The following is a 25,107-nucleotide window of genomic DNA, read 5'->3' as shown; positions in this document are numbered from 1 at the left end:
ACGCTGCAAGGCCTTCGCCCTATTGGAGAACGCACTGATGAACGTACTGATCGTCCACGCCCATAACGAGCCGCAGTCCTTTAACACGGCGTTGAAGGACACGGCCGTCACGGAGCTCGAACGCGGCGGGCACGAGGTGAAAGTCTCGGACCTGTATGCGATGAACTGGAATCCGGTGGCAAGCGGGGCGGATTTCGGCAGCCGGGCCAATCCGGACTACCTCGTGTACGCGCTCGAACAGCGCCACAACTACGAGGCCGGCACCATCGCCGATGACATCCGCGAAGAGATCGAAAAGGTTCGGTGGTGCGACCTGCTGATCCTGAACTTTCCGATCTACTGGTTCTCGGAACCGGCGATCCTCAAGGGCTGGATCGATCGCGTGATGATCTCGGGCGTGTTCTACGGCGGCAAGCGCATCTACGACCGCGGCGGCATGCGCGGCAAGCGCGCGATGGTCACCTTCACCCTCGGCGGGCGCGAGCATATGTTCGGACCGGACGCGATCCACGGAGAAATCGAATCCATGCTGCGCCCGCTGCTACAGGGCACGCTCGCGTACTGCGGCTTCGACTTGCTGCCGCCCTTCGTCGGCTACCACGTTCCCTACATCAGTCCGGAGGGAAGGGCGCAGATCCTGGCCGATTACCGCCAGCGGCTGAACACCGTCGAACGCCTGCAGCCCCTCAGGTTTTCCAGCATGGACGATTTCGACGACAGGCTGATGCCCAAGCGCGAAGCGCAGGTGCTCTGACAAAACGGGGGCGGGCATGACTTTGTGCCGCTGCTTTGGTGAGCGAGGCTGCCCATGCCTCGCTCATCCGGAATGGATCGCTCCGGGAACCACGCTAAATCAGCGAGTCCCTGTCGGCCTTCGGACTCAGTACAAACGCATTCCGTTTGGATTCCCCAAGCATTGACTCGTTAGTCCCAATCGTGACCGCCCGCGTTTTCCGGAAGCGTGCACGACTCAATGCTCGCGGCGCCAGATCAGCTGGTCGTTGCGGAACACCTCCTTGACGCGGTGCATCGGCATACTCCGGGCATTGCCGTCTTCATCAAGGAGGTTGAGCATCGAATGGTTTTCGAAATCGACCGACAGGTCGCGTAGGTCGACGCGAACAATTCGACGTGCGACGCGGTCGTAATAGCCGAGCACGAAATGCGCGGCGCCGAACTCTGCGTCCCAGCGGATGCGGCTCAGCAACTCATGCAGGGGCGTCATGACCGGATCCTCTCTCCTCATCTCGCGCGCGGAACAGGCGCCGTCGCCGCGATGCCTCACCGGATAAGTCACGTCGTCGCGTTCGACGACGCGCCGTTCGACCGCATGCATCGTGGTGACGTTCTCGTCGTCGGTACCGTATTCGCCGGCGGCCGGCTTGACGGCGTGCTGTCGGGCAAGCTGCGGCGCGACGGCGCGAATGCGACACGCGTTCTCGAACAGATCGTCCGGCGTTCTCGCTTCTTCCCGCAAATCCACGCCGTGCTGCTGCAGGGCATCACGTTTGCGGGCTTCAACGTTGTCGATCTGTCGACGCTGAACGCGGCGCTCGGTGTGCCCGTGCTCGTCGTGCTGCGCCAGCCTCCCGACTTCGATGCGATCCGGCGGGCGCTTCTCGATCACGTCCGCGGCGGCGCACGCAAGTGGCGACTGATCGAAGCGGCCGGACCTGTCGAAGCCATCGGCCCGCTATTCGTGCAGCGCGCGGGCATTACCCTCGCAGCCGCGACGTCCTTGCTTCAAGGACTCCGTCAGCACAGCCTGGTTCCGGAGCCGCTCCGCGTCGCCCACCTGATTGCGGGCGGGGTGACGCGCGGCGAGAGTAGGGGCCGGGCGTGACCGTGCCGGACTGTCTTGCCACGCCGATGACCTGCCGACTACTTTTTTGCACCACGGCCGGAGACACGATCGGCGCACGATGTCCGGAAATGCAAAAAGGGCAACCCGCCGGGGCTGCCCTTCTCTGAATTTGGTGCCGCTTATCTGACTCGAACAGATGACCTACCGCTTACAAGGCGGTTGCTCTACCAACTGAGCTAAAGCGGCGCGGGCCGGATTATAGCGTATGACTGCCATCCTGAAAGCGTTGATAGATGGCTTCGACTTCCGGCCTGCAGTCCAGCAATGCCTTAACCGTTGGGGCATAGAGTTGTGCGCCGCTCATCCGTTCGATTTCGTCGAAGGCGTTGGCAAGCGTCCAGGCGGGTTTATAGCTGCGTGCGCAGGCGAGTGCATCGAAGACGTCGGCGGTGGCGACGATGCGCGCCTCGAGCGGGATGGCGTCGCCGGCCAGTCCATGCGGGTAGCCGCTGCCGTCCATGCGCTCGTGATGGGCGATGACGATGTTACGCAGCATGCCGATGTTGGCGAGGGTGTCGAGACCGAAGTCGCTGATCAGGCGATCGGCCATCCTGAGTCCGACGACGACATGCTGGCGCATCTCGGTGCGTTCCGCATCGTCGAGTTTTCCCGGTTTCAGCAGGATGCGGTCGGGAACGCCGACTTTGCCAATGTCATGAAGCGCGGCGAACAGGAAGATGTTTTCCGCGTAGTCGTCGGTCTTGCCGTGGGCGGGACCGATTTCGCGGGCGATAAGTCGTGCATAACGCGCCATGCGGTCGAGGTGGGCGCCGGTTTCAAGGTCGCGTACGTGGGCGAACTGGCTCGCGAGTCGCAGGCCGCCGACGAGCATCTGCACGGAGGCGAGTTCCTGGGTGACGATCATGCCGATGAGATGGCCGGAAAGCAGCAGATCGGCGACGACCTGGTCAGTAAAGACGTCGCGTTCGCGCGAATCGAAAAACAGGAAGCCGAGCAGCTGTTCGTTATGCCGGATCGGCAGGGTGAGGCTGGACAGGAAGCCTTCGTGGTGCAGCCAGCGCGAATGCACGGTGTCGCTGCCCGCGATGGTGCTGAGATCGTTGAGGATGCGCGCTTCGCCGCTCCGGGCGATGGCCAGCAGCGAGGGGACGTCGTCGATCGTGCATTCATAGCCGGCCAGCGGCGTTGTGACGTGATCATTACTGGCAACGAAGGTCTTGAGCCGTCGCATCTCCGGGTCGTACAGGGCGACGGCAATGCGGGCAATTGCGGGGTGTCGCTGATGGATGCGTTGGTGCAGGTCGCGGACCTTGTCGTTGACGGACGCAATGTGGAGATTGCTGGCCTGACGGGCGGCGGATGCGGCGAATTCCTGCCAGCTGTCTTTGAGGCTCATGGTCGTCGCGCTCGCTGAAATATTTTTGAATTATTCAGCACGGCAGCACGCCTCGCCAGCCTTTTCGGCGCGCGTTTGCTCCGGCGCAACACCGGCCCCGGCGCGGGGTCAGTACTGCATCTGCGCGGTACGCAGTTTTTCGATATCGAGGATGTGGATGGTGCGGCCTTCGACGCCGATCAGCCCGGCTTCGGCAAGCTCGTGCAGGATGCGCGAGAAGTGTTCCTGCGTGAGGTTGAGTCGCGACGCGATGGTGCCCTTGCTGGTGGGCAGGCGCACCGAGACACGGCCGCGGGCGCCGGGTTCGCCGCTGATCTCTTCTTCGCGCAGCAGGTAGCCGACGATGCGTTCGCGGCCCGATCGCAGCGAATAGGTTTCGACATCGGCAATCAGGTGGTGCAGGCGATGCGACAGGCCGGCGATGATCCTGCGGCAGAACGAGGGATCGCGGTCCATTTCCTCGAACACCACGTTCTTGGCGATATGCAGCAATTTGCAGTCGGTAAGCGCCTGCGCCATCACGACGTAGGGCTTTTCCATGAACATCACGGCCTCGCCGAAACTCTGGCCGGGACGGATGATCTCGATGACTTTCTCCTGTCCTTCGGACGAGGTGAAGGCGAGCTTGATCTGGCCGGACAGCACCAGGTGAAAGCCATGGCAGGGGTCGCCGCGGTGGAACAGGACGGTGCCCTTGTCGACATTCTGCTCACGCACCCCGCGGGCGAAACGCACCAGTTCGGCGGGGTCGAAGCCGTCGAGCAGCGGGATGTGGGCGAGGAGCTTGCACAGCCGTTCGGCTTCGGGCTTCGGTGTTGCGGCTGCGGGGGGCGTTTCAAGGCATTCGATGGCCGGCATGTCATCACCGCGTCAGTTGGGCGTAGAACATCGGGAGCCGCGCGGGGAGTTCTTCGGGCTTGCGGATCACCGCGAAGCCGGCCGGGCCGAACAGATGGGGCAGGTAGCCCGCGCCTTCACGGTCGATCGTCACGCAGAACGGGACGAGACCCTGCTTGCGCGCTTCGCCGACTGCGACGCGGGTGTCTTCGATGCCGTAGCGCCCTTCGTAGAGATCGAGGTCGTTCGGCTTGCCGTCGGAGAGGATCAGCAGGATGCGCCGGCTGGCCTGTTCGGCCGCGAGCAGCTGGCTCGCGCGGCGGATCGCAGCGCCCAGGCGCGTGTAGTAGCCCGGTTTGATTGCGACGATGCGGCCACGGATACGGTCGTCGAAGCGGTCGCCGAAATCCTTGAGGCGGTGGAAGCGCACCTGGCTGCGCTTGACGGACGAGAAGCCGGCGAGCGCGAAGCGGTCACCGGTCGCGCCGAGCGCCTCGCCGAAGAGCAACAGGGTGTCGCGGATCACGTCGATGACGCGCGCTTCGCTGGAGACCCAGCTGTCGGTCGACAGCGACAGATCGGCGAGCACCATGCAGGCCAGATCGCGTTCGCGCTTCTCCAGCGACAGGTAAAGCTGGTCAGAAGGATGGCGGCCGACGGCGCGGTCGGTTTGTGCGCGGACGACGGCGTCGAGGTCCAGTTCGCTGCCGTCCGCCTGCGCCTTGATCCAGCGACGCCCCGGTTGCAAGGCGGCGAACTGCTGGTGCAGGCGGCGCGCGGTACGGCGCAGGTTTTCCGGCAGCGGGCAGGCGGGTGCGTCGCGCGCGGCAAGTTCCGCCAGCCGCACGTGGTCTTCGAGCAGGATGCCCTTGCGATAGTCCCACTCGGGCAGGGGTATGCCGGGGCCGAGCACGACGTCATCTTCGGCCGCCGAGGGCAGGTCGAGGTCGAAACGCACCTTGGAGGCGACGCGCTCATTGTCCTGGGTCAGCGACAGGTGGTCGAGGTCGCGCGCTGCGTCGGCGGCGTTGGGGTCCGGGTCGTCGTCGGTGGGGCGGTTGATGCGCAGGAACTCCGCGACTGCGAGCAGACTTTCCGCACGGAACATCAGCAGCAGGCCATTCTTTTCCTGCGGCATGTCGACTTGTTCGGCGCGGTGCGCACGGCGTTCGGTTTCCTCGAACGCGGGCGGTCCGCCGTCGGCGGTCTGTTCGGGGTCGGCGCCGCTGCGGCGCGTTGCGCTGCCCGCGGAGCAGAGCGAGCCGGTGAGCCACAGCATCACCGGATGGGCGGGCGGCGTGCCCTCGGGAACGGCGGGCAGGGTGAATACCGTCCCCGGTGCTTCGAGCGCACGACGGATGGCACGTTCGCGCTCGGCTTCGGCGGCCGGCAGTTTTTCCGGCTGCGGACGCGTCGGCAGGTATGCGGCAACCAGGCGCCGGTAGCGCGGCTCCAGCCCCGGCCAGGCATGCAGCGCGGCGCAGGTGGCAAACTGATTGGTGCGGAAGGTTTTTGCGGCTTCGTCGCAGCCCTCGGCTTCGATGCCGTCGTGGGCCGCGGCAAGGGCGGCGAGCCACAGGTAGAGATCGCGGTTGAGCGAGCGTTCGGGGAACAGGTCGATTTCCGGCGGCAGGCGCAAGGTGGACGGGTCCATGCGCGCCCGCGCAGCACGGTCGCCGGCGCCGGCGATGCGTGCCAGCAGGCTGCGGCGTGCGCCGTGTTCGTCATTGGTCGCCGCGGCGACGCGCAGTCCGGAATCGCCGCCGAGCGCCCGGAAAAATACCCCGGCAGTGCGCTCGATCTCCTTGAGCTTGACCACCGCCTCCGGGTGATTGCCGATTGCAGTGCGGGTGACCCAGCGATGCCAGAGTTTGCCGACGACTTCTTCCATGGTTCTAGCGCTCCTTGCCGGAGCGGAAGCCGGCCTCATTCTGACGTGCTGCCTCGGCGCTCACCCACTGCAACAGCGGGCCTTGCGGATTGTCGCGCTGGCTTTGTTCGCAGGCCTCGACGCACTGCGCGCACTGCGTGCAGGTGAACATCAGGCGTTTGATGTTGCGCGGCGTGAGCCGCATCGGGCAGACCGCGTCGCAGGCCGACTGGCGATCCGGCAGACAGGTCGCACAGTCAGCCGCACGCTTGCGCTGGAAACCGACAACCATCGCATTGCGATTGCCCATCCATGCAAGGCTCTGGAACAGGCCGACCGCACACGCGTAGCGGCAGAACAGGTGACGCGCGAACAGGAATTCCATCGTCAGCGCGGTGGTTGCAGCTGACAGGAAGATCGTCTGGTTGCGCGTGAACTCGCCGCCGAAGAGATTGCCGTAGACCTCGGCGGGCGGCAGCAAGTAGCTCAGGAACACGATCGCCCACAGGAACGCGAAGAACACCGCCGCCGGCACGACGACAGCCCACCAGCGTGCGTCCGGTCGCCACGGCGTACCGTCGGCCTTCCACGGCGGCAGCGGCTCCTTCACCCATACGCTCGGTTTCCCGGAGGCCTTTTGCATCAGCTTGTTGATCGTCTCCACGACCGAGAAATGCGGGCACAGCCAGCCGCAGTAGAGACGGCCCCATTTCCACGACACCCACAGGAACGCGCCCGCGCCGACGAGGATTGGCGCGAACAGCCGGAACATCACGTTCGACCCCGCTTCCAGTGCGCCGATGCGGCCGGCGATGAAATCGTCCAGCCCCAACCGCCACTCCATCCCGAGCAGCCACGCGTGCCCGGCGTTCAGGTCATAGCGGAACAGGTCGAAGACCGGCGCGAGAATGAACAGCGTGAAGAACGCGGTCTGGAATGCGATGCGTTTTTTCTGCGTGCGGTTGTGGCCGGCCGGTTTCGCCGTTGCGATCGGGATGACCCGGCGGGCAGGTTTGCCCGTCGCGGCGGCGTTTGCCGAATCGGGTGGCATCATCGAGATCAGCGACGGGGGGAGCGGTCCGTTCATCGGTTCAGTCCAGAAGTTTCGGCCCGATCACCGGGAAGCGGTAGGGACGATCGAGCATTGCGCGATTCAGGCCGATTACCCCGAACAGAATCATCATCGCGTGGAAACTGACGAAATAGATCACGCCGACCACCCACGACCACGGGTTGTCGAATCCGCCAAGCAGAAAAATGACCACGCTGACCCCCACCAGCAGGCCGCCGCCCCACAGGCTCGCGGCGACGGTCTGGCGCAGGTGGTTGCGTGCCAGTAGCGGCGCGCTGTCGCGGTAATGCCACCACAGCGCGACGAGGATGAGAAAGGCGATGCCCGGCGCGATCATCAGATTCACGAGAAACAGCGATTGCGCGGCGACCGCGAGTGGCGGGCCGGGCATGTTCTCCTTCAGCAGATTGTGTTCCTCGACGGGCATCGTGCAGTCTCCTGGCGGTTGGACCGGGCGCCGGGACAATCCTCAGCGGCCGAAGGTTGCCGAAACCACTTCCATCAGTGCCTCGGCGACTTCCGGGTCGTCCGTGAGACTCTCGACAATTGCTGCGCGGCAGGCGGTCACCGGGTCCATGCCGTCGCGCACCAGCAGTGCCGCATATACAAGCAGGCGGGTACTCGCTGCCTCTTCAAGATCCTGGTCCTTCAACGTGCGCAGCGAGTGCGCGATCGACACCAGGCGGCGCGCCAGGTCCGGCGCGCAACCGGATTCGCCGATCAGGATCGCTTCCTCGCGCTCGCTCGCCGGAAAGTCGAAGCGCAGGCTGACGAAACGCTGCCGCGTCGAGGGTTTCATCCCCTTCAGCAGGTTCTGGTAGCCCGGGTTGTAGGACACCACCAGCATGAAGGACGGCGGTGCCAGCAGCTGTTCGCCGGTGCGGTCGATCGGCAGGATGCGGCGGTCGTCGGCCAGCGGATGCAGTACCACGGTCGTGTCCTTGCGTGCTTCGACCACCTCGTCCAGATAACAGATTCCCCCCTCGCGCACCGCGCGCGTCAGCGGGCCGTCGCACCACATCGTCTGGCCGTCGCCGATCAGATGGCGGCCGACCAGATCCGCGGCGGTCAGGTCGTCGTGGCAGGCCACGGTGAACAGCGGCAGGCCCAGGCGTGCGGCCATGTGCGCGACGAAGCGCGTCTTGCCGCAGCCGGTCGGGCCCTTGATCAACAGCGGCAGGCGGTTCTTCCACGCATGTTCGAAGACGCTGATTTCGTCACCCGCCGGCTGGTAGAACGGAGCGTCGAGTTGGGGAGATTCAAGCTTCATGTTGCGAGTCCTTTCCAGTAGGCGAGACCGATCAGCGAGCACACCAGGGTCATCCAGCCGAGCGCGAGCATCGGCCACATCAGCGGGGCGCGACGCAGCGCCATATAATCGAGAATGATCAGGGAGCCCTTGCCGAACGCGATCGCGAACAGCAGTGCCGTTACTACGGGGCCAGCCTTGCCGCCTTCCCCGATGGTCCAGGTCAGCATCGTCGCGGCGATCAGGATTGCCCAGATGATCGCGGCGCGCCGCGGTGTGCCGTGCGAGGAGGCGCGCGGGGAGGAGAGTGATGATTGCATTGTTGGGTACCTCTCAGCGCATCACGTAGATCAGCGGAAACAGGATCAGCCACACCAGATCCACCATGTGCCAGTAAGCGGCGCCTGTCTCGATTCCGTTCATGTTGTCGGGACCGTAGCGACCGTTGCGGGCGCCGTTCCACATGGCAACGAGGATCACCATCCCGAGGATCACATGCATGAAGTGGAAGAAGGTCAGCGACAGATAAAACATGTGGAAGGTGCTCGACGACAGGCTCACGCCCGCGGCGATCTTCTCCGCGTATTCGAACAGCTTCACGACGACGAAGCCGCCGCCGCATGCGAACGCGCCGGCAAGCCAGGGGGCTGCGCGTCGGCTCTCGCCCGCTTGCGCGAACTGCACTGCGCGCACCACCAGGAAGCTCGAGGTCAGCAACAGCACGGTGTTGACCGCACCCGACGTTCGATCGAGCGCGAGTTGTTCGGCGTTGAACAGTTCGACGTTGTTCGAACGGGCAAAGGCGTAGGTGATGAAGAACACACCGAATACGAGCAACTCGGCGAAGATGAAGACCCAGATCGCCAAGTCGCCGGGAAGGTGCCGCACGGCAGCAGCCGGCGCAGGAGCTTGGACGGGCAGGGAGGGCATCAGGGTTTGGGCGCAAGTGTTCATGGGTTCAGTCTACGAAGCGACGTCCCCTTGGACCTTGATTCTGGTTAACTCGCGCCGGCCGTCTTCCGGATCTTCGGGGAATCCCACCCACAAAATAAAAAAGGGGCGGCAAACGCCGCCCCAAGTCCGCGTCCTCAGCTCTTGACGAGCCGGGAGCAGAGTTCGATTACGCAGTGATCAGAGGCTTGCTCTCGCCCTTGACGAAGAAGCTCACCAGGTAGGTCACCAAGCCGATCGAGAACACCACGCCCGCCCACAGGCGCATCCAGTAGAACAGCGCGATCTGGTCCTGCACCTGCATGAACGGCATCGGCGTGTCGGAGACGCGCTGCAGCCACACCTGCAGGATGCCGGCGGCGGTGAGGAACAGGGTGATGAACACCATCGAGATCGTCATCAGCCAGAACGCCCACATCTCGCACACCTGCGAACGCTCACTGTTGGCGGCACGACCGCGCAGCAAGGGCATCGCGTAGCTGATGATGGTCAGCACCACCAGCACGTAGGCGCCGTAGAAGGCCATGTGGCCGTGGGCAGCGGTAATCTGCGAACCGTGCGTGTAGAAGTTCACCGGGGCCAGGGTGTGCAGGAAGCCCCACACGCCCGCGCCGAGAAAGGCCATCACGCCGGTGCCCAGCGCCCACAGCACAGCAGCCTTGTTCGGATGCTCGCGGCGGCGACGGTTCACCATGTTGAACGCAAACACGGTCATCGCGAAGAACGGGATCGGTTCCAGCGCCGAGAAGATCGAACCCCACCACTGCCAGTATTGCGGCGTACCGATCCAGAAGTAGTGGTGACCGGTGCCAATCAGGCCGGTGACAAGCGCCAGCGTGATGATCACGTACAGCCACTTCTCGATCACTTCACGGTCCACCCCGGTAACCTTGATCAGCACGAAGGCCAGCATCGCCGCCATGATCAGTTCCCACACGCCTTCCACCCAGAGGTGCACCACCCACCACCAGTAGAACTTGTCCTTCACCAGGTTGCCCGGGTTGTAGAACGAGAACAGGAAGAACACCGCCAGGCCCCACAGGCCGAGCAGCAGCACGATGCTGATCACGGTCTTGCGGCCTTTCAGCATCGTCATGCTGATGTTGAACAGGAACGCCAGTGCGACGATGACGATACCGATCTTGGTCAGCAATGGCTGTTCGAGGAACTCTCGACCCATTGTTGCCAGGATGTTGTTACCCGTCATCTCGGCAAGCGTCGAATACGGCACCAGCAGGTAGCCGAGGATCGTCGCTGCGCCCGCGATCAGGAAGACCCAGAACATCAACAGTGCCAGCTTCGGGCTGTAGAGCTCGGTTTCCGTCTCTTCGGGAATCAGGAAGTACGCTGCCCCCATGAAGCCGAACAGCAGCCACACGATCAGCAGGTTGGTATGGACCATCCGCGCGACGTTGAACGGGATTTCCGGGAACAGGAAGTCGCCGACCACGTACTGCAGGCCCATGGCCAGGCCGAAGATGATCTGCCCGACGAAAAGTCCGATCGCCGCTATGAAGTATGGCAGCGCGACCGATTGCGATGAGTATTTCATGGTTTGATATCCCCTTGAAGTTTTCGATTCGCTGCGCTCAGCCCTCGATGTTGGGAGGCCATTTCTGGGTATTGATCTCGGAGGTGTACTTCAGGAAGGCCACCAGGTCGTCCAGTTCCTGCTCAGTCAGGTTGAACTGAGGCATCTGCCGGCGTCCGGGCGCTCCGGTCGGTTGCGACTTGATCCACGCCTTGATGAACTCCGGTCCGCGGCGCGGATAGACGTTGCCGAGCTCCGGCGCGAAGTACGCGCCCTCGCCCAGCAGGGTGTGGCAACCGATACAGTTGCGTGTTTCCCATATGTGCTTGCCTGCCAGCACTGACGGGGTGAGATTGGCTCTGTTGTCGGATTTCGGCAGTCCGCTCATGGTGTCGAAGGTCAGCGCCACCAGGAGCAGGAAGAAGAACACTGTCCCGCCGTAAAAGATGTTGCGAGCCATCGCCTTGGTGAAGGTACCGCTCATGGTTTTCCCCTCATTGTTTTGTCATGCGTCCGAGTGGTTGATAAATAACCCGAAGGTTGAACGCATGATGCTCAGCGGGGGAGGGCGACTCCATGATTTGAATCAATTTCGCAAAGTTGGCGGGTTTTGGTGCGGCAAAGAAATGGGGCCGGAATTGCGGAAAAGGTTTCCCTTCGCGCAATTCCGGCCCCGCCGGCCGGTTAAACCGGGCTTAAAAGATCAGTAAGTGTGGCTCACCATCACGCCGCCACCCCATTCCGGGCTGTTGTCGGTGAAGCCTTTGACGCCATACACCTGCAGCTTCCATGCGTCGCTCAGCTTCTGGCTCACGAACAGCGACATCTCGCTGATCGGATCGCCTTGCGACGTGAGCTTCTCGCGCCAGTCGTAGGCCGCGCCGACGGTGGTGGCCGGTGCAAGCTTGAGTGCCAGACCGACCGTCGCATACACGGGATCGTCGAGGTCGGAATCCCCCATGTTCTTCCAGCCCAGCGTACCGAAGCCCGTAACGGAACCGAAGTTCTTGGCCACGTCGACCTGCAGCGCATAGTCGGTCTTGTTGTTGCCGAGGCAGGAGCTCTCTGCCGTCGGCATCTTCACCTTGCCGACGGCGTCGAGCAGCAGACCGCCCTTGCTACCGTCGAGGATCGTATAGCCGGCGCTGGCGGTGATGTCGCCGAGGCCGGTTTCCGTGCCGCTACAGTCGCCACCCTCCAGCGGATCGCCGTCCGGTCCCACCACGGCATCGGTGATGCTCAGGTAGGGAACAGTCATCTTCAGTGTCACCGGCCCGGTTTCGTACTTCGCCGCAATCGGCACGTACCAGGTTTCGCTGGTGGTGTTCGTGCCGTATTTGCCGCTCGAATAGTCGAGTCCTGTGGTCATTGTCAGCTCGCCGGCGACTGCCGGCAGCGTCATGGCCGCGAGAATGCCTGCTGCGAGCGTACGAGTGTGTCCCATGTGTTTCCTCCCTGTCAGATTGCAGTGTGTTGGCGTATTGAATTAATCGTGATCGGGTCTTTCGATTTTTTCCGGCCTTTCGATCTTCGGTGGTCGATCGACTCTCTCCGGTTTTTCGATTCTGTCGATGCGCTCCACGCGGTCGATGCGCTCCCCTTTGTTGAAGATTTCGACACGTTCGCGTATTTCCGTCCGATCCCCTGATGTCCGAACCTCCAGACGCTCCCGGCGCAGCAGCTCCCCATCGGCATTTTCGACGCGTCGTTCAATCTTCTCACGTTCGATTTCCCCCGTAGCCGATACGCTGCGCTCGATCCTTTCGCGCCCGCTTTCGTCTTCGGTTTCAATGCGGATGCGTCCGTCGTCCGTGTCGACGCGCGACTTGCCCGAGCCGCTGCGGCTGTCTTCGTCCTCGTCTTCATGCCCGTCGGACTTCGCGCCTGACTTGCCGCGCTGCCCGCCGCCGCGCGACTCCGAGCCATCACGCACGAACTCGATGTGCGTTGCCTTGACCTCTCGGGTGCCGCTGAAGACGCCACTGACGCGCACACGCCGGTTGGTATTCAGATCGGTTACCTCGCCGCCGCTAAACGCCGTGCCGCCATCCAGCTCCACCGAGAAGCCACTTATCATAACGCGGTTGTCGAGACGATCAAGCACCAGTCCTTCGACGATGGCGTCCCGCACGCGACCGGCAAACGGAATGCTCGGGTCATTGCGCGCCTGCGTCACCTGCAGCGTTGTCCCGGTCCACGTGCCGCGCACCAGCAATTCGCGCCCATCAGCCGGAGCCTTGCCCGACAAGGCCAGCCCCAGCAACGAGTCCTTGCGGTCGATCGCGCCGATGGCGCTCGCGTCGCGCATATCCGGCGCGCGTTCGATGCGCGTGGCGACAACTTCGCCCTGCGCACTGCGCAAGCCGCTGACCCGCACCGGTTCGCCGGAGCGCAGTCCCGCATCGACTTTCGCGTCCGGAGCGAGGCGCACGCTTTGACCCATCACGCGTAGCGGCGACGATGCGGTTGGCAGGGACGTCAATGGTCCTTCGTACGCGTTCAGAATCGCGATGTTGCGTGCCTCCAGGCCGCGGCTGGTGGTGCCGGCTTCCACCGCTACCACCTGACCCACCGCGAGACGGGCGGTCTTGCTGCTGACGCCGTTCTCGGTGACCGGTACCTCTTCCTCATAGTGCACCTCGACGCCGTTGACGCAGATCGAGGCAAAGCCGGTAATCGTCCCGACAATCCCCGTGCCGCCGAGGCCGCCGTCACGAGCGGGGGCTCCGGTGCCGCCGATGCCGCCGTGAGCGATCTCGCCGGTGCCACCGGATCCGCCGGGGTTGCTTGCCACGGGAGCGCCTGTTCCGCCGATCCCCGGCGCGGCACTGGCAGGCTGTGGTGCGCCGGTTCCGCCAATGCCGTGGTCGGTGGTCGGCGCACCGGTTCCACCGATTCCACCTTCACGTTGGGGGGCACCGGTGCCCCCGATGCCCCCGGGGTCGACACACACCGGCGCAGCATGTACCGACACAGACATACACAGTGCCAGGGCAAGGCTGCTCGCAAGCTTGCAGAGAGTGCCGGAAAGAGTGGTCACGGATGTTTGGTCCCCGATTCATCGACTACCGCTGTCGGCGGCGGAGCACTCGCTTCGCTGTAGAAATACAGGCCGATGGTGACCCGCTGCTGTGCGTCGGGGCCCGTGGCATCGCGTGCTTCGAGTTGGGACGCGAGCGTATTGAAGGCGATCAGCGTCTGCATGCCATCTGCCGATACGGCGTCGCGTAGTTGTTCGATGCTGGCGGGGGAGAGTGCATCGTAATGCACGCTGCGCTCGAAAAAGGCCGGCCCGTCGGCCGTCAGGTTGTGTACCGCTGCGCAGGCGTGGTCGTGAACGTTGTGACCAAAATACGCCGCCTTCTCGTCGAAGCCCTTCTGCGGCACGAAAGCGGTTGTTTCCAGATGCACCCGGTCCTCGCCATCGATACGCGCAATTCCCAGGCGCTGCCATTCGTCGAGCACGACACGGGCGCGGATGTCCTTGCTCACGTGGCCGACGAGGGCGTCAAACGATTGCCCGCCGCCAGCGCTCGCAAGCCGCGGCAATGGCGCCGCCTGGCCGGGCCGGATGCAGAACGGTGGCGTGCTCAGCCATGTACTTACCAGATGTGCCCCGAGGGATACCGCCTCCGGCAGTTGTTCCGAGAAATCGTGCGGCGCGTCACGCAGACGCCTGACATCCTTGCGATGTACGCCGGTGATGAGGCTGATGCGGCTGTCACTCGGCGGCTTGTCGTCAAGACGGAATTCCTGCTCCGCAACTTCGACAAATACTCCCTTCAGCATGTCGGCGAAGTAAGTATAGGTAACGCCCTTCTTCAGCATCAAACGCACCAGCGGCCGCATCACGCGCCGAAGCGCGTGAAGGACCGACGCCGGCGGGTTCGGGGAGGGCATGGAAGTCTTTCCTGATGATAGTAAGTTTCATTCTATCGCCGTGTGGGAAAACTTTCCATGTGCTCCCGTTGGACGTGACGCGATCAACCGCGCTCGCGGCGCTCGATCTTTTCCAGACGCTCGACCTTTTCCGGGCGTTCGATCCTTTCGAGACGTTCCACCTTCTCGATGCGCTCGAGCTTCTCCGGACGCTCGCGTTTCTCGATGCGTTCTGCGCGCTCAATGCTCGATGACGCGGGACGATCGACGGTCTTCACGCGCTCGAGGCTGCGGATGACCTCGCCGGCGTCGTTGCGACGGATGTCGCTGCGCGTGCGTACCGGAACACCGTCGATGAGCTCCAGGCTGGAACTGCGTTCGCGTACGACCACGCCGTCCGCATTGGTTCGGATGTCGGTACGGGACTGTTCAAGCAGTCCGCCATCGGTGCCGAAGGTCATCTCCATGCTGCGGTTGCGGGTCGGCGCGGCGCCGGTCGCGCTCAGCGTGCGGACGCGGGTGACGGTCGTCGTACCGTCGGGATTGGTGACCGTTTCGACCGTCTGCACCGGGGCTGCGCCCATTGGCTGCGAGTCGTCGACACTACCGTCGCCTCGCAGTTTGACGCCCTCGGCGGTCAGATCGTCGCTGTCGGCGGCGCCGACGGTGGTGCCATGGAGGGCAATGAACAGTGCCGCTGTCGCACACAGCGGGGCGGTGATCCACGAAGTCCTTTTCATCTCTTTCTCCTGATGGTCTTTTAAGTGGGAATATTTCCCACGCAAGCCAAGATTAGGCTCGGAACATTGGTGAGTCAAGGCGGATAGCCGTGTCGCTTGTATCAGGATGTGTGCCCGCAGCCGGTTCTGCGCCAATGAAAAAGGCCCGACCGGTTTCCCGGGCGGGCCTTCTGTTACATCTGCGAGTCTGGCTGCGCTTAGGCGGTGGTGACCGGAATCTTGCCGATCCTGGCCTGCCATTCCTTCGGTCCGGTGTTGTGCACACTGGTGCCGCTGGAGTCCACGGCAACGGTCACCGGCATGTCCTGCACGTCGAACTCGTAAATCGCTTCCATGCCCAGGTCGGCGAAGCCGACCACCTTCGCCGTCTTGATCGCCTTCGCGACGAGGTATGCAGCACCGCCGACCGCCATCAGGTAGGCCGACTTGTTGTCGCGGATTGCCTCGATCGCGGCAGGGCCGCGTTCGGCCTTGCCCACCATCGAGATCAGGCCGGTCTGCTCGAGCATCATGCGCGTGAACTTGTCCATGCGCGTCGCGGTGGTCGGGCCGGCCGGGCCGACGACCTCATCGCGTACCGGATCAACCGGGCCGACGTAATAGATCACGCGGTTGGTGAAATCGACCGGCAGCTTCTCGCCCTTCGCCAGCATGTCCTGGATGCGCTTGTGCGCCGCGTCGCGGCCGGTCAGCATCTTGCCGTTGAGCAGCAGCACCTGGCCCGGCTTCCACGACGCGACTTCTTCCTTCGTCAGCGTGTCGAGGTTCACTCGCGTGGCGACCTTGGTGTCGGCCTGCCAGGTCACGTCCGGCCAGTCCTCTAGCTTCGGCGCTTCGAGCTTCGCCGGGCCGGTGCCGTCGAGTTCGAAGTGCACGTGGCGGGTCGCCGCACAGTTCGGAATCATCGCCACCGGCAGGCTCGCCGCGTGCGTCGGGTAGTCGAGAATCTTGACGTCGAGCACCGTGGTGAGGCCGCCCAGGCCCTGTGCGCCGATACCCAGCGCGTTGACCTTCTCCATCAGCTCCAGGCGAAGTTCCTCAACGCGCGTCAGCGCCGCGCCCGAAGCGGCCTTCGCCTTCAGTTCGTGGATGTCGACGGGCGCCATCAGCGATTCCTTCGCCAGCAGCATCGCCTTTTCCGGCGTGCCGCCGATGCCGATGCCGAGGATGCCCGGCGGACACCAGCCGGCCCCCATCGTCGGCACGGTCTTCAGGACCCAGTCGACGATCGAATCGGAGGGGTTGAGCGCGTAGAACTTGGTCTTGTTCTCGGAGCCCCCACCCTTTGCCGCACAGATGACTTCGACGTGGTCGCCCGGCACGATCTCGTAATGCACGACCGCCGGGGTGTTGTCCTTGCTGTTCTGGCGCTTGCCGGCCGGATCGAGCAGCACCGAGGCGCGCAACTTGTTGTCCACGTTGGTGTAGGCGCGGCGCACACCTTCGTTGACCATCTCCTGGACGCTCATCGTCGCGTCCCACTGCACGTTCATGCCGACTTTCAGGAATACGACCGCAATCCCGGTATCCTGACAGATCGGACGGTGGCCTTCGGCGCACATGCGCGAGTTGGTCAGGATCTGTGCGATGGCGTCTTTCGCGGCGGGGCTTTCCTCGCGTTCCCAGGCCTCACCAAGGGCCTTGATATAATCGAGCGGATGGTAGTAACTGATGTACTGAAAGGCATCCGCGACGGACTGGATGAGGTCTGCTTCGCGAATCACGGTCATGGCGCGTCTCCAGGTAAGGCCGGGTAACAGGAACTCGGTAGGGCCGCAATTCTAGCAGTCTCGCGGCAGCGCAGCACCGGAATGGGCAATGCCGAGATCCCGTGCCATGTAAGTCCTGTGTAAGATAGTTATCCTTAAATGCCGACCAGATCGCGGATGCAGCATTTTCGCGAACGACAACATAGGCCGGAACCAACCGGCCGCCCCGCAACGGGGCAGCTTCAACCACTTTGAATAGTTGAGGAGAGGTCAGTATGTCCAACGAGCAGCAGCCCCGCATCTACACCCCGTCGGAAGAAATGGTCAAGAACGCAGCGGTATCGGGCATGGATGCCTACCGCGCGCTGTGCAAGGAAGCGGAGGACGACTATGAGGGCTACTGGGCGCGTCAGGCCCGTGAGCTGGTCGAATGGAAAAAGCCCTTCACGCAGGTGCTCGACGAGAGCAATGCGCCTTTCTTCAAATGGTTTGCCGATGGTCAGCTGAACGTCTCGTACAACTGCCTCGATCGCAACGTCAATAACGGTCTGGGCGACAAGGTCGCGATCATCTTCGAGGCCGACGGCGGTGAAATCACCCGCGTCACCTACAAGGATCTGCTGGCACGCGTCTGCAAGTTCTCCAACGCACTGCGCGGCATGGGCGTCAAGAAGGGCGACCGCGTCGTGATCTATCTGCCGATGTCGATTGAAGGCGTGGTTGCGATGCAGGCCTGCGCCCGTATCGGCGCGACCCACTCGATCGTCTTCGGCGGCTTCTCCGCTCAGGCCCTGCGTGACCGCATCAACGATGCCGGTGCCGTTGCACTGATCACGTCCGACGGCCAGTTCCGCGGTGGCAAGGCCCTGCCGCTCAAGCCCATCGCTGACGAAGCCCTGAGCCTCGGCGGTTGCGAAAGCATCAAGAACGTCGTCGTCGTGCAGCGCACCGGAGTTGCCTGCAACATGGTTGCCGGCCGCGACCAGTGGTTCCACGAGGTGTGCGCCAGCCAGTCCGAGACCTGCGAGCCGGAATGGGTCGATGCCGAGCATCCGCTGTTCCTGCTCTACACCTCCGGTTCGACCGGTAAGCCGAAGGGTGTCCAGCACTCGACCGGCGGCTACCTGCTGCACGCGATCCTGACCATGCAGTACACCTTCGACATCAAGCCGGACGACGTCTTCTGGTGCACGGCCGACATTGGCTGGGTGACCGGCCACACCTATATCACCTACGGCCCGCTCGCCTGCGGCACGACCGAGATCGTGTTCGAAGGCGTGCCGACCTACCCGGATGCCGGCCGTTTCTGGAAAATGATCCAGGACCACAAGGTCAGCGTGTTCTACACGGCGCCGACCGCGATTCGTTCGCTGATCAAGGCAGCCGACAACAACCCGACGGTACACCCGAAGAAGTACGACCTGTCCAGCCTCCGCATCCTCGGTTCGGTCGGCGAGCCGATCAACCCGGCCGCATGGGAGTGGTACTACGAGAACGTTGGCAGCAGCCGCTGCCCGATCGTCGATACGTTCTGGCAGACGGAAACCGGTGGTCACATGATCACCCCGCTGCCGGGCGCGACGCCGCTGGTGCCGGGTTCCTGCACGCTGCCGTTCCCGGGCATCCAGTGCGCGGTGGTCGATGAAACGGGCACCGAAGTGCCGAACGGCCAGGGCGGCATCCTCGTCGTCAAGCGCCCGTGGCCGTCGATGATCCGCACGATCTGGGGCGACCCGGACCGCTTCCGCAAGTCGTACTACCCGGACGACTTCAAGGGCAAGCTGTATCTCGCCGGTGACGGCGCGATCCGTGACAAGGACACCGGCTACTTCACGATCACCGGCCGTATCGACGACGTGCTGAACGTCTCCGGCCACCGGATGGGCACGATGGAAATCGAATCGGCGCTGGTGGCGCACGAGAAGGTTGCCGAAGCCGCCGTCGTGGGACGTCCCGACGATCTGACCGGTGAAGCCATTGTCGCGTTCGTCGTGCTGAAGGGTGCCCGTCCGACCGGCGAGGCAGCCAAGACGATGATCAAGGACTTGCAGAACTGGGTCGGGCACGAAATCGGGCCCATTGCCAAGCCGAAGGACATCCGTTTCGGTGAGAATCTGCCCAAGACACGTTCGGGCAAAATCATGCGCCGGCTGCTGCGTCAGCTGGCGAAGGGGGAGGAGATTACCCAGGATACGTCGACCCTCGAGAATCCGGCGATCCTGGAGCAGTTGAAGCAGCCTGCTGCTTAAAAGAATAGTCGGGGTACGGTCCGTCAGAGGCCGGCCCCGACAAGAATAATTGAGGCAAGCCGGCGCAAGCCGGCGATGGGAGGAGGAGAAGGCGCGCGCAAGCGCGCCTTTTTTTTCCCGCGGCCCCGCCCCTGGCGGAGCGGGTGCCGTTCGGGACACCGTTATAATCGGGTAGCCATCGTCATCATGAGGAGTCCATGATGCGCACAGGTCTTGCCGGGCAGCGACTGGTGGCGGCGTTCTTCGTGGGCGCGTTGCTATTCAATTATCCCGTGCTGTCACTGTTCGATCGGAGCGAGCCCTTCATCGGCATGCCGATGCTATGGGTGTGCCTGTTCGTCCTCTGGGCCATGATGATCGGCGTCGTGGCGTGGATCGTCGAGCGCGGCGCGCGCTGAGGAATCACGGATGCTCTCGGGTACCGTCGTCGTCGCCGTTTCCTTCGCCTATCTGCTGGTGCTGTTCGCGGTGGCGTACTTCGGTGATCGTCGCGCGGAGCAGGGGCGATCGATCATCGCGAATTCGTGGACCTACGCACTGTCGATGGCGGTGTATTGCACGGCGTGGACCTATTTTGGCAGCGTCGGACGTGCGGCCTCGGGTGGGGTGTGGTTCCTGCCGATCTACCTCGGGCCGACGCTGGCCATGACTCTGTCGTGGCTGGTGCTGCTCAAGATGATCCGCATCGCCAAGACTTACCGCATCACGTCGATCGCGGACTTCATCGCCAGCCGCTACGGCAAGAGCCATCTGCTCGGCGGCCTGGTGACGATCATCGCGGTGGTCGGCATGATCCCCTACATCGCCCTGCAATTGAAGGCGATCTCGAGCGGCTATACGGTGTTGACCGGGCAGCACGACAGCGGTTTCTTCCCTTTCGCAGGTTCCAGTTGGGTGAACGACGGTACGCTGTACGTCGCGCTGACGCTGGCGGTGTTCACGGTGTTGTTCGGAGCGCGCCATCTCGACGCTACCGAGCGGCACGAAGGCATGGTCGCGGCGATTGCCTTCGAGTCGGTGGTGAAATTACTGGCTTTCCTGGTGATCGGCGTTTTTGTCACCTACGTCGTTTTCGACGGCTTCGGCGACATCTTCGCGCGAGCCTTCGCAGATCCCGAACTTGCGGGGCTACTTAGCCTGAAAACCGCCAGCAGCGCCGGTTACGGCGGTTGGTTCGCGATGACGCTGCTGGCCCTGCTGTCGGTGATCTTCCTGCCGCGACAGTTTCAGGTGACGGTGGTCGAGAATGTGAATGAGCAGCATCTGCGGCGTGCGACCTGGCTGTTTCCGGCCTACCTGCTGCTCATCAACATTTTCGTGCTGCCGATCGCGCTCGGCGGTCTGCTGTATTTCGGGCGTGGTACGGTGGATCCGGACACGTTTGTCCTGTCATTGCCGCTGGCCCACGGCGAAGGGATGCTGGCTCTGCTGGCATTCGTTGGCGGACTGTCGGCCGCGACCGGCATGGTCATTGTCGAGACGATCGCAGTGTCGACAATGGTCTGCAACGATCTGGTGATGCCGTTGCTGTTGCGCACCGAGCGTTTCAAGCGCAGCGAACATCCGGACCTTACCGGCCTGCTGCTGGGCATCCGACGCGGCGCGATCCTCGGGGTACTGCTGCTGGGTTACCTGTATTTTCGTCTGGCGGGCGAGGCCTATGCACTTGTCAGTATCGGGCTGATCAGCTTTGCCGCGGTCGCACAGTTTGCCCCCGCAATGCTCGGCGGAATGTACTGGCGCGGCGGTACGCGCGAAGGCGCCTTGGCGGGACTGTTGGCCGGTTTCGTGGTGTGGGCCTATACGCTGATGCTCCCCTCGGTGGCAAAGTCGGGCTGGCTGGATCGGGATTTTCTCGACCATGGCCTGTTCGGCCTGGGTTTCCTGAGGCCGGAGCAGCTGTTCGGTCTGGCCGGACTGGACAGCATCAGTCATGCGCTGTTCTGGAGTCTTGCCGCAAATATCGCCAGCTACGTATTGGTTTCGCTGGCACGGGTGCCCACGGGACAGGAGGCCAGCCAGGCGACGTTGTTTGTCGATGTCTTCCGGCGCGGGCAGGACGCTCCGGCAACCTTCTGGCGCGGCAGCGCCCAGGTGCAGGATTTACTGCCGCTGGTCGCTCGTTTTCTTGGCGCGGAGCGTGCACGCCGGATTTTTCAGACGTATGCGCTCGAGCGCGGTCTGGGTGGCATCGAGCAGCTCAAGCCAGACCCCGGACTTGTGCAGTTTGCCGAAACGCAACTGGCGGGGGCCATCGGCGGTGCGTCAGCGCGCGTGATGGTGTCGTCGGTGGTGCAGGAGGAGCCGCTGGGGCTCGACGAGGTGATGGACATCCTCGACGAGGCCTCGCAGGTGCGCGCCTATTCGCATCAGCTCGAGGAAAAGTCGCAGGCGCTCGAAGCGGCGACGGCCGAACTCAGGGCGGCAAATGAACGCCTCAAGGAGCTTGATCGCCTCAAGGACGACTTCATGTCTTCGGTGACGCACGAATTACGCACACCGCTGACTTCGATCCGGGCGTTTTCGGAGATGCTATTCGACGATCCGAAGATCGATCTGAAGGACCGGACGCGCTTTCTCGGCATCATCGTGTCGGAGACCGAGCGACTCACGCGCCTGGTCAATCAGGTACTGGACATGGCGAAGATCGAATCGGGACACGCCGAGTGGCATAACACCGACATCGACATGCGAGAGCTGGTCGAACAGGCGGTAGAAACCACGGCGCAACTGTTTCGCGACCGCGGTGCGGTGGTCGAACTCGATCTGCCGGACGAGGCTCTGCATCTGCGCGCCGATCACGACCGGCTGGTGCAGGTGATGCTCAATCTGTTGTCGAATGCGGCCAAGTTCGTACCGACGGCGGGGGGCTGGGCCCGCATTAGCCTCTCGCGTGAGACGGGACAGATCCGCGTCGATGTGTCGGACAACGGTCCCGGGATTCCGTCCGATGAATTGGGTGTGATTTTCGAGAAATTTCGCCAGGGTGGAGACGAGCACTCTCGCCCGCAGGGAACCGGACTCGGCCTGCCGATCAGCCGGCAGATCGTGGAGCATTTTGGCGGCCGACTCTGGGTGAGGTCCACTGTCGGACAGGGCTCGACATTTACGTTCGTGCTGCCGGTGCCGCCGGAGAATGCGGAAACGGTGCAATCCACGCAATGACTTAGAATGCGAAGCAGTGGGAGAGGGGAAGCATGGCCAAAAAAATACTGATTGCCGACGACGAACAGAACATCGTCATTTCGCTTGAATTCCTGATGAAACGCGAGGGTTACGAGGTCCTGATCGCGAACGATGGTGAGGAGGCGGTGCAGCGGATTCGCGCCGAGGTGCCGGACCTTGTGCTGCTCGACGTGATGATGCCGAAGAAGAGCGGATTCGAAGTGTGTCAGGAGGTGAAGTCGAATCCCGACCTCCAGTCGGTACGCATCCTGATGCTGACCGCCAAGGGGCGTGACACCGAAGTCGCGAAGGGGCTGGCGCTCGGCGCCGATGCCTACATGACCAAACCGTTTTCGACCAAGGAGCTCGTCGAGCGCGTGCGTAGCATGCTCGCGGAGCACTGATCGATGACAGCGCGCACCCGCTTCATCCTCGCGGTCTGCATCCTTGCCCTGTTGATGACCGGCCCGTTCGTGTTGACGGCGTTGCTCGTGTGGCTGGAGGCAGGTGAGGCCGACCGCGCGCGGCTGACCGAAGTGATCGTTCCGCACCTGCCGCTGGGTGCGTTGATGACGATTGTGGGTTTTGCAGTCGGCATGTCGGTGGTGCGCAATCTGTTTCGTCAGTACGTGCAGGGTTTGCTGCGCATGGCGGAATACCTTCAGCTGATGCTCGGGGCGAATCGCGATTTTCGCGTCAAGCCGGACGGTCCTCCCGAGGTGCAGGCGCTGGCGCACACGGTCAACGCGCTGGCGCAGCAACGCGACGAGTTGATGCAGGACGTCGAGGCGCAGATTGCGCAGGGCAAACAGTCGGTAGAGGAAGAAAAAAACCGCCTCGCCGCGCTGATGTCGGAACTCACGCAAAGCGTCGTGGTGTGCAATCTCGACGGCCGCATCCTGCTTTACAACAACCGTGCGCGCATGCAGTTCCGCGCCTTGTCCGACGCCCCTGCCGTGGCCGGTGGAGGTGAGCTGATCGGTCTGGGGCGCTCGATTTATTCAGTATTCGAGCGCAATCTGATCACCCATGCGCTGGAAAGCATCCAGCACCGCTTGCGCCGCAGCACCGTCCAGCCGGTGGCGAATTTCATCACGACGACGCGTGCCGGGCAGTTGCTGCGCGTGCAGATGGCGCCGGTGTTGTCGGTGGGACAGGATGAAGTTGGCGAGCGGGCAATCGGCGGCTTCATCCTGATGCTCGACAACATCACCCGCACTTTCGAGAATGAGTCGCGTCGCGACCAGATGCTGCACACGCTCACCGAAGGCAATCGCGCCTCGCTGGCCAATGTGCGCGCGGCGGCGGAGATGCTTGAGTACCCGGACCTGCAGGAAGAGTTGCGCGAACGCTTCCGCACGGTGATCCGCGACGAGGTGAAGGCCATGAGCACGCGGCTCGACGAAACGGCAAATGAATTTGCCGATTCGCTCAAGGCGCGCTGGCCGCTGGAAGAGATGCTGGGGGCCGACCTGATCGCGGCCGCGCAGCGACGCATCGAGAACGTGTTGAAGCTGCCGACCAAGCTTGAGGAGATCGACGAGTCGCTGTGGGTCAAGGTCGACAGCTTTTCGCTGCTGCAAGCACTGACCTATCTCGCCAGCCGCCTGTCCGACGAATTCGAGGTGCGCGAAGTGCGCTTCCGCCTGAGCGGCGCGGGCCGCCTCGTGCATCTGGATCTGATCTGGTCCGGTCAGGCCATGAGCACCGAAACGGTGATGAGCTGGGAACTCGAGCCGATGCGTTTCGGCGACGAAAACAGTCCGCTTGCGGTGCGTGACGTCATCGAGCGGCACGATGGCGAGATGTGGCTCGAGCGCGAGAAGGTGCGTCACCGGGCGTTCTTCCGCATCCTGCTTCCGGCAGCGGTGCCGCAGGAACAAATCGACGCCGCGGCCTTTCTCAAGGGTGAAAGTCGCCCCGAATACTACGACTTCGACCTCTTCAAATGGTCTGACAAATCCCGTGCGCTGGATGACCGTTTGCTCAGCGAGCTGACTTATACGGTTTTCGATACCGAAACCACCGGCCTGCATCCCTCGCAAGGCGATGAAATCATCCAGATCGGTGCAACACGCATCGTCAATGGAAAGCTGCTGCGGCAGGAGTCATTCGAGCAACTGGTCGATCCCTGTCGCTACCTGTCGCCCGAGTCGATCCAGATTCACGGCATCACGCAGGACATGCTGGTCAGGCAACCGACTATCGAGAAGGTGCTGCCGGCCTTCCTCGCGTTTACGGAAGACACGGTGTTGATCGCCCACAATGCGGCGTTTGACATGCGCTTCCTGCAGATGAAGGAAGAGGCGACAGGCATCCGCTTCGATCAGCCGGTCCTCGATACGCTGTTATTGTCGGCGGTGATCCACCCCAACCAGGAATCGCATCGGCTCGAAGCGATTGCCGAGCGGCTGAATCTTCCGATCATTGGGCGACACACGGCGCTGGGTGATGCAATCGTCACCGCCGAGGTGTTCCTGAAGATGATTCCGCTACTCGCCGAAAAGGGCATTCGCACCTTGCGCCAGGCGCGTGAGGCGGCAGAGAAGTCCTACTACGCGCGGGTGAAGTATTGAGTCCAGCGATGGTGGGGCCGTCCGCATGCGGCGCCTTGCATCCTGCGTGTGAGGGGCT

General features: G+C 63.1%; 23 protein-coding genes and 1 tRNA gene. 7 read left to right on the top strand and 17 right to left on the bottom strand.

Annotated elements, in window-relative coordinates:
* Positions 1-37 precede the first annotated feature (37 nt).
* Positions 38-754 carry an NAD(P)H-dependent oxidoreductase gene (locus GPA25_RS01395; protein WP_169258562.1) on the top strand — a complete coding sequence of 239 codons (717 nt, stop codon included), beginning with the start codon at positions 38-40 and terminating at the stop codon, positions 752-754.
* 216 nt (positions 755-970) lie between these two features.
* Here GPA25_RS01395 and GPA25_RS01390 read toward each other — a convergent pair whose 3' ends face one another.
* A complete protein-coding gene (locus tag GPA25_RS01390) occupies positions 971-1,225 on the bottom strand; it encodes a DUF504 domain-containing protein (RefSeq protein WP_169258561.1) in 255 nt (84 codons plus the stop codon).
* A 51-nt stretch (positions 1,226-1,276) separates the two neighbouring features.
* Here GPA25_RS01390 and GPA25_RS01385 point away from each other — a divergent pair, with 51 nt between their 5' ends.
* Positions 1,277-1,843 (top strand): endonuclease dU, encoded by a 567-nt coding sequence (locus GPA25_RS01385; protein WP_169258560.1) that lies wholly within the window; start codon positions 1,277-1,279, stop codon positions 1,841-1,843.
* A gap of 131 nt (positions 1,844-1,974) precedes the next feature.
* On the opposite strand, the gene GPA25_RS01380 is transcribed toward GPA25_RS01385, so the two are convergent.
* The 16 genes from GPA25_RS01380 to GPA25_RS01305 form a co-directional block, all read right to left on the bottom strand.
* Positions 1,975-2,050 (bottom strand) — tRNA-Thr (locus GPA25_RS01380).
* A gap of 10 nt (positions 2,051-2,060) precedes the next feature.
* A complete protein-coding gene (locus GPA25_RS01375; RefSeq protein ID WP_169258559.1) occupies positions 2,061-3,221 on the bottom strand; it encodes an HD-GYP domain-containing protein in 1,161 nt (386 codons plus the stop codon).
* A 108-nt stretch (positions 3,222-3,329) separates the two neighbouring features.
* The gene (locus tag GPA25_RS01370) at positions 3,330-4,079 is read right to left on the bottom strand and encodes a Crp/Fnr family transcriptional regulator (protein WP_169258558.1); all 750 of its coding nucleotides are present in this window, start codon (positions 4,077-4,079) and stop codon (positions 3,330-3,332) included.
* Positions 4,080-4,083: 4 nt separating this feature from the next.
* Entirely contained in the window at positions 4,084-5,949 is a 1,866-nt protein-coding gene (locus GPA25_RS01365; protein ID WP_169258557.1) for a nitric oxide reductase activation protein NorD, read from the bottom strand.
* Between the two features lie 4 nt (positions 5,950-5,953).
* Positions 5,954-6,979, bottom strand: a complete 1,026-nt coding sequence (locus GPA25_RS01360) for a 4Fe-4S binding protein (protein WP_169258710.1) — start codon at positions 6,977-6,979, stop codon at positions 5,954-5,956.
* Between the two features lie 40 nt (positions 6,980-7,019).
* Positions 7,020-7,427 (bottom strand): hypothetical protein, encoded by a 408-nt coding sequence (locus GPA25_RS01355; protein ID WP_169258556.1) that lies wholly within the window; start codon positions 7,425-7,427, stop codon positions 7,020-7,022.
* Positions 7,428-7,469: 42 nt separating this feature from the next.
* Positions 7,470-8,270 carry a CbbQ/NirQ/NorQ/GpvN family protein gene (locus tag GPA25_RS01350; RefSeq protein ID WP_169258555.1) on the bottom strand — a complete coding sequence of 267 codons (801 nt, stop codon included), beginning with the start codon at positions 8,268-8,270 and terminating at the stop codon, positions 7,470-7,472.
* Complete coding sequence (locus tag GPA25_RS01345) at positions 8,267-8,569, bottom strand: cytochrome C oxidase subunit IV family protein (RefSeq protein ID WP_169258554.1); 303 nt, start codon at positions 8,567-8,569, stop codon at positions 8,267-8,269. Before GPA25_RS01345 ends, GPA25_RS01350 begins: the two co-directional genes overlap by 4 nt.
* Positions 8,570-8,582: 13 nt before the next feature.
* Positions 8,583-9,179 carry a cytochrome c oxidase subunit 3 family protein gene (locus tag GPA25_RS01340; protein ID WP_246265185.1) on the bottom strand — a complete coding sequence of 199 codons (597 nt, stop codon included), beginning with the start codon at positions 9,177-9,179 and terminating at the stop codon, positions 8,583-8,585.
* Positions 9,180-9,369: 190 nt separating this feature from the next.
* On the bottom strand, positions 9,370-10,752 hold the full coding sequence (locus GPA25_RS01335; protein WP_169258552.1) for a cbb3-type cytochrome c oxidase subunit I: 1,383 nt from the start codon (positions 10,750-10,752) through the stop codon (positions 9,370-9,372).
* Between the two features lie 37 nt (positions 10,753-10,789).
* Positions 10,790-11,215 (bottom strand): c-type cytochrome, encoded by a 426-nt coding sequence (locus GPA25_RS01330; protein WP_169258551.1) that lies wholly within the window; start codon positions 11,213-11,215, stop codon positions 10,790-10,792.
* 219 nt (positions 11,216-11,434) lie between these two features.
* Entirely contained in the window at positions 11,435-12,175 is a 741-nt protein-coding gene (locus tag GPA25_RS01325) for a hypothetical protein (RefSeq protein WP_169258550.1), read from the bottom strand.
* A gap of 42 nt (positions 12,176-12,217) precedes the next feature.
* The gene (locus GPA25_RS01320) at positions 12,218-13,525 is read right to left on the bottom strand and encodes a DUF5666 domain-containing protein (RefSeq protein ID WP_343034791.1); all 1,308 of its coding nucleotides are present in this window, start codon (positions 13,523-13,525) and stop codon (positions 12,218-12,220) included.
* Positions 13,526-13,767: 242 nt separating this feature from the next.
* Entirely contained in the window at positions 13,768-14,631 is an 864-nt protein-coding gene (locus GPA25_RS01315; RefSeq protein ID WP_169258548.1) for a DUF6502 family protein, read from the bottom strand.
* 83 nt (positions 14,632-14,714) lie between these two features.
* A complete protein-coding gene (locus GPA25_RS01310) occupies positions 14,715-15,350 on the bottom strand; it encodes a hypothetical protein (RefSeq protein WP_169258547.1) in 636 nt (211 codons plus the stop codon).
* Positions 15,351-15,547: 197 nt separating this feature from the next.
* Positions 15,548-17,080 (bottom strand): fumarate hydratase, encoded by a 1,533-nt coding sequence (locus GPA25_RS01305; RefSeq protein ID WP_169258546.1) that lies wholly within the window; start codon positions 17,078-17,080, stop codon positions 15,548-15,550.
* Between the two features lie 254 nt (positions 17,081-17,334).
* Here GPA25_RS01305 and acs point away from each other — a divergent pair, with 254 nt between their 5' ends.
* From acs to GPA25_RS01280, 5 genes are all read left to right on the top strand, one after another.
* Entirely contained in the window at positions 17,335-19,308 is a 1,974-nt protein-coding gene (gene acs / locus GPA25_RS01300) for an acetate--CoA ligase (RefSeq protein WP_169258545.1), read from the top strand.
* 200 nt (positions 19,309-19,508) lie between these two features.
* The gene (locus tag GPA25_RS01295; protein WP_211162896.1) at positions 19,509-19,706 is read left to right on the top strand and encodes a hypothetical protein; all 198 of its coding nucleotides are present in this window, start codon (positions 19,509-19,511) and stop codon (positions 19,704-19,706) included.
* A gap of 10 nt (positions 19,707-19,716) precedes the next feature.
* Entirely contained in the window at positions 19,717-22,473 is a 2,757-nt protein-coding gene (locus tag GPA25_RS01290; RefSeq protein ID WP_169258543.1) for a sensor histidine kinase, read from the top strand.
* Positions 22,474-22,505: 32 nt separating this feature from the next.
* Positions 22,506-22,877 carry a response regulator transcription factor gene (locus GPA25_RS01285; RefSeq protein WP_169258542.1) on the top strand — a complete coding sequence of 124 codons (372 nt, stop codon included), beginning with the start codon at positions 22,506-22,508 and terminating at the stop codon, positions 22,875-22,877.
* Between the two features lie 3 nt (positions 22,878-22,880).
* Entirely contained in the window at positions 22,881-25,049 is a 2,169-nt protein-coding gene (locus tag GPA25_RS01280; RefSeq protein ID WP_169258541.1) for an exonuclease domain-containing protein, read from the top strand.
* The last annotated feature ends 58 nt before the right edge of the window (positions 25,050-25,107 follow it).

It is taken from the genome of Aromatoleum diolicum, assembly GCF_012910955.1.
Classification (GTDB): Bacteria; Pseudomonadota; Gammaproteobacteria; order Burkholderiales; family Rhodocyclaceae; genus Aromatoleum; species Aromatoleum diolicum.
The sequence above is the reverse complement of the archived record's forward strand: the minus strand, read 5'-3'. Positions and strand labels throughout refer to the sequence as shown.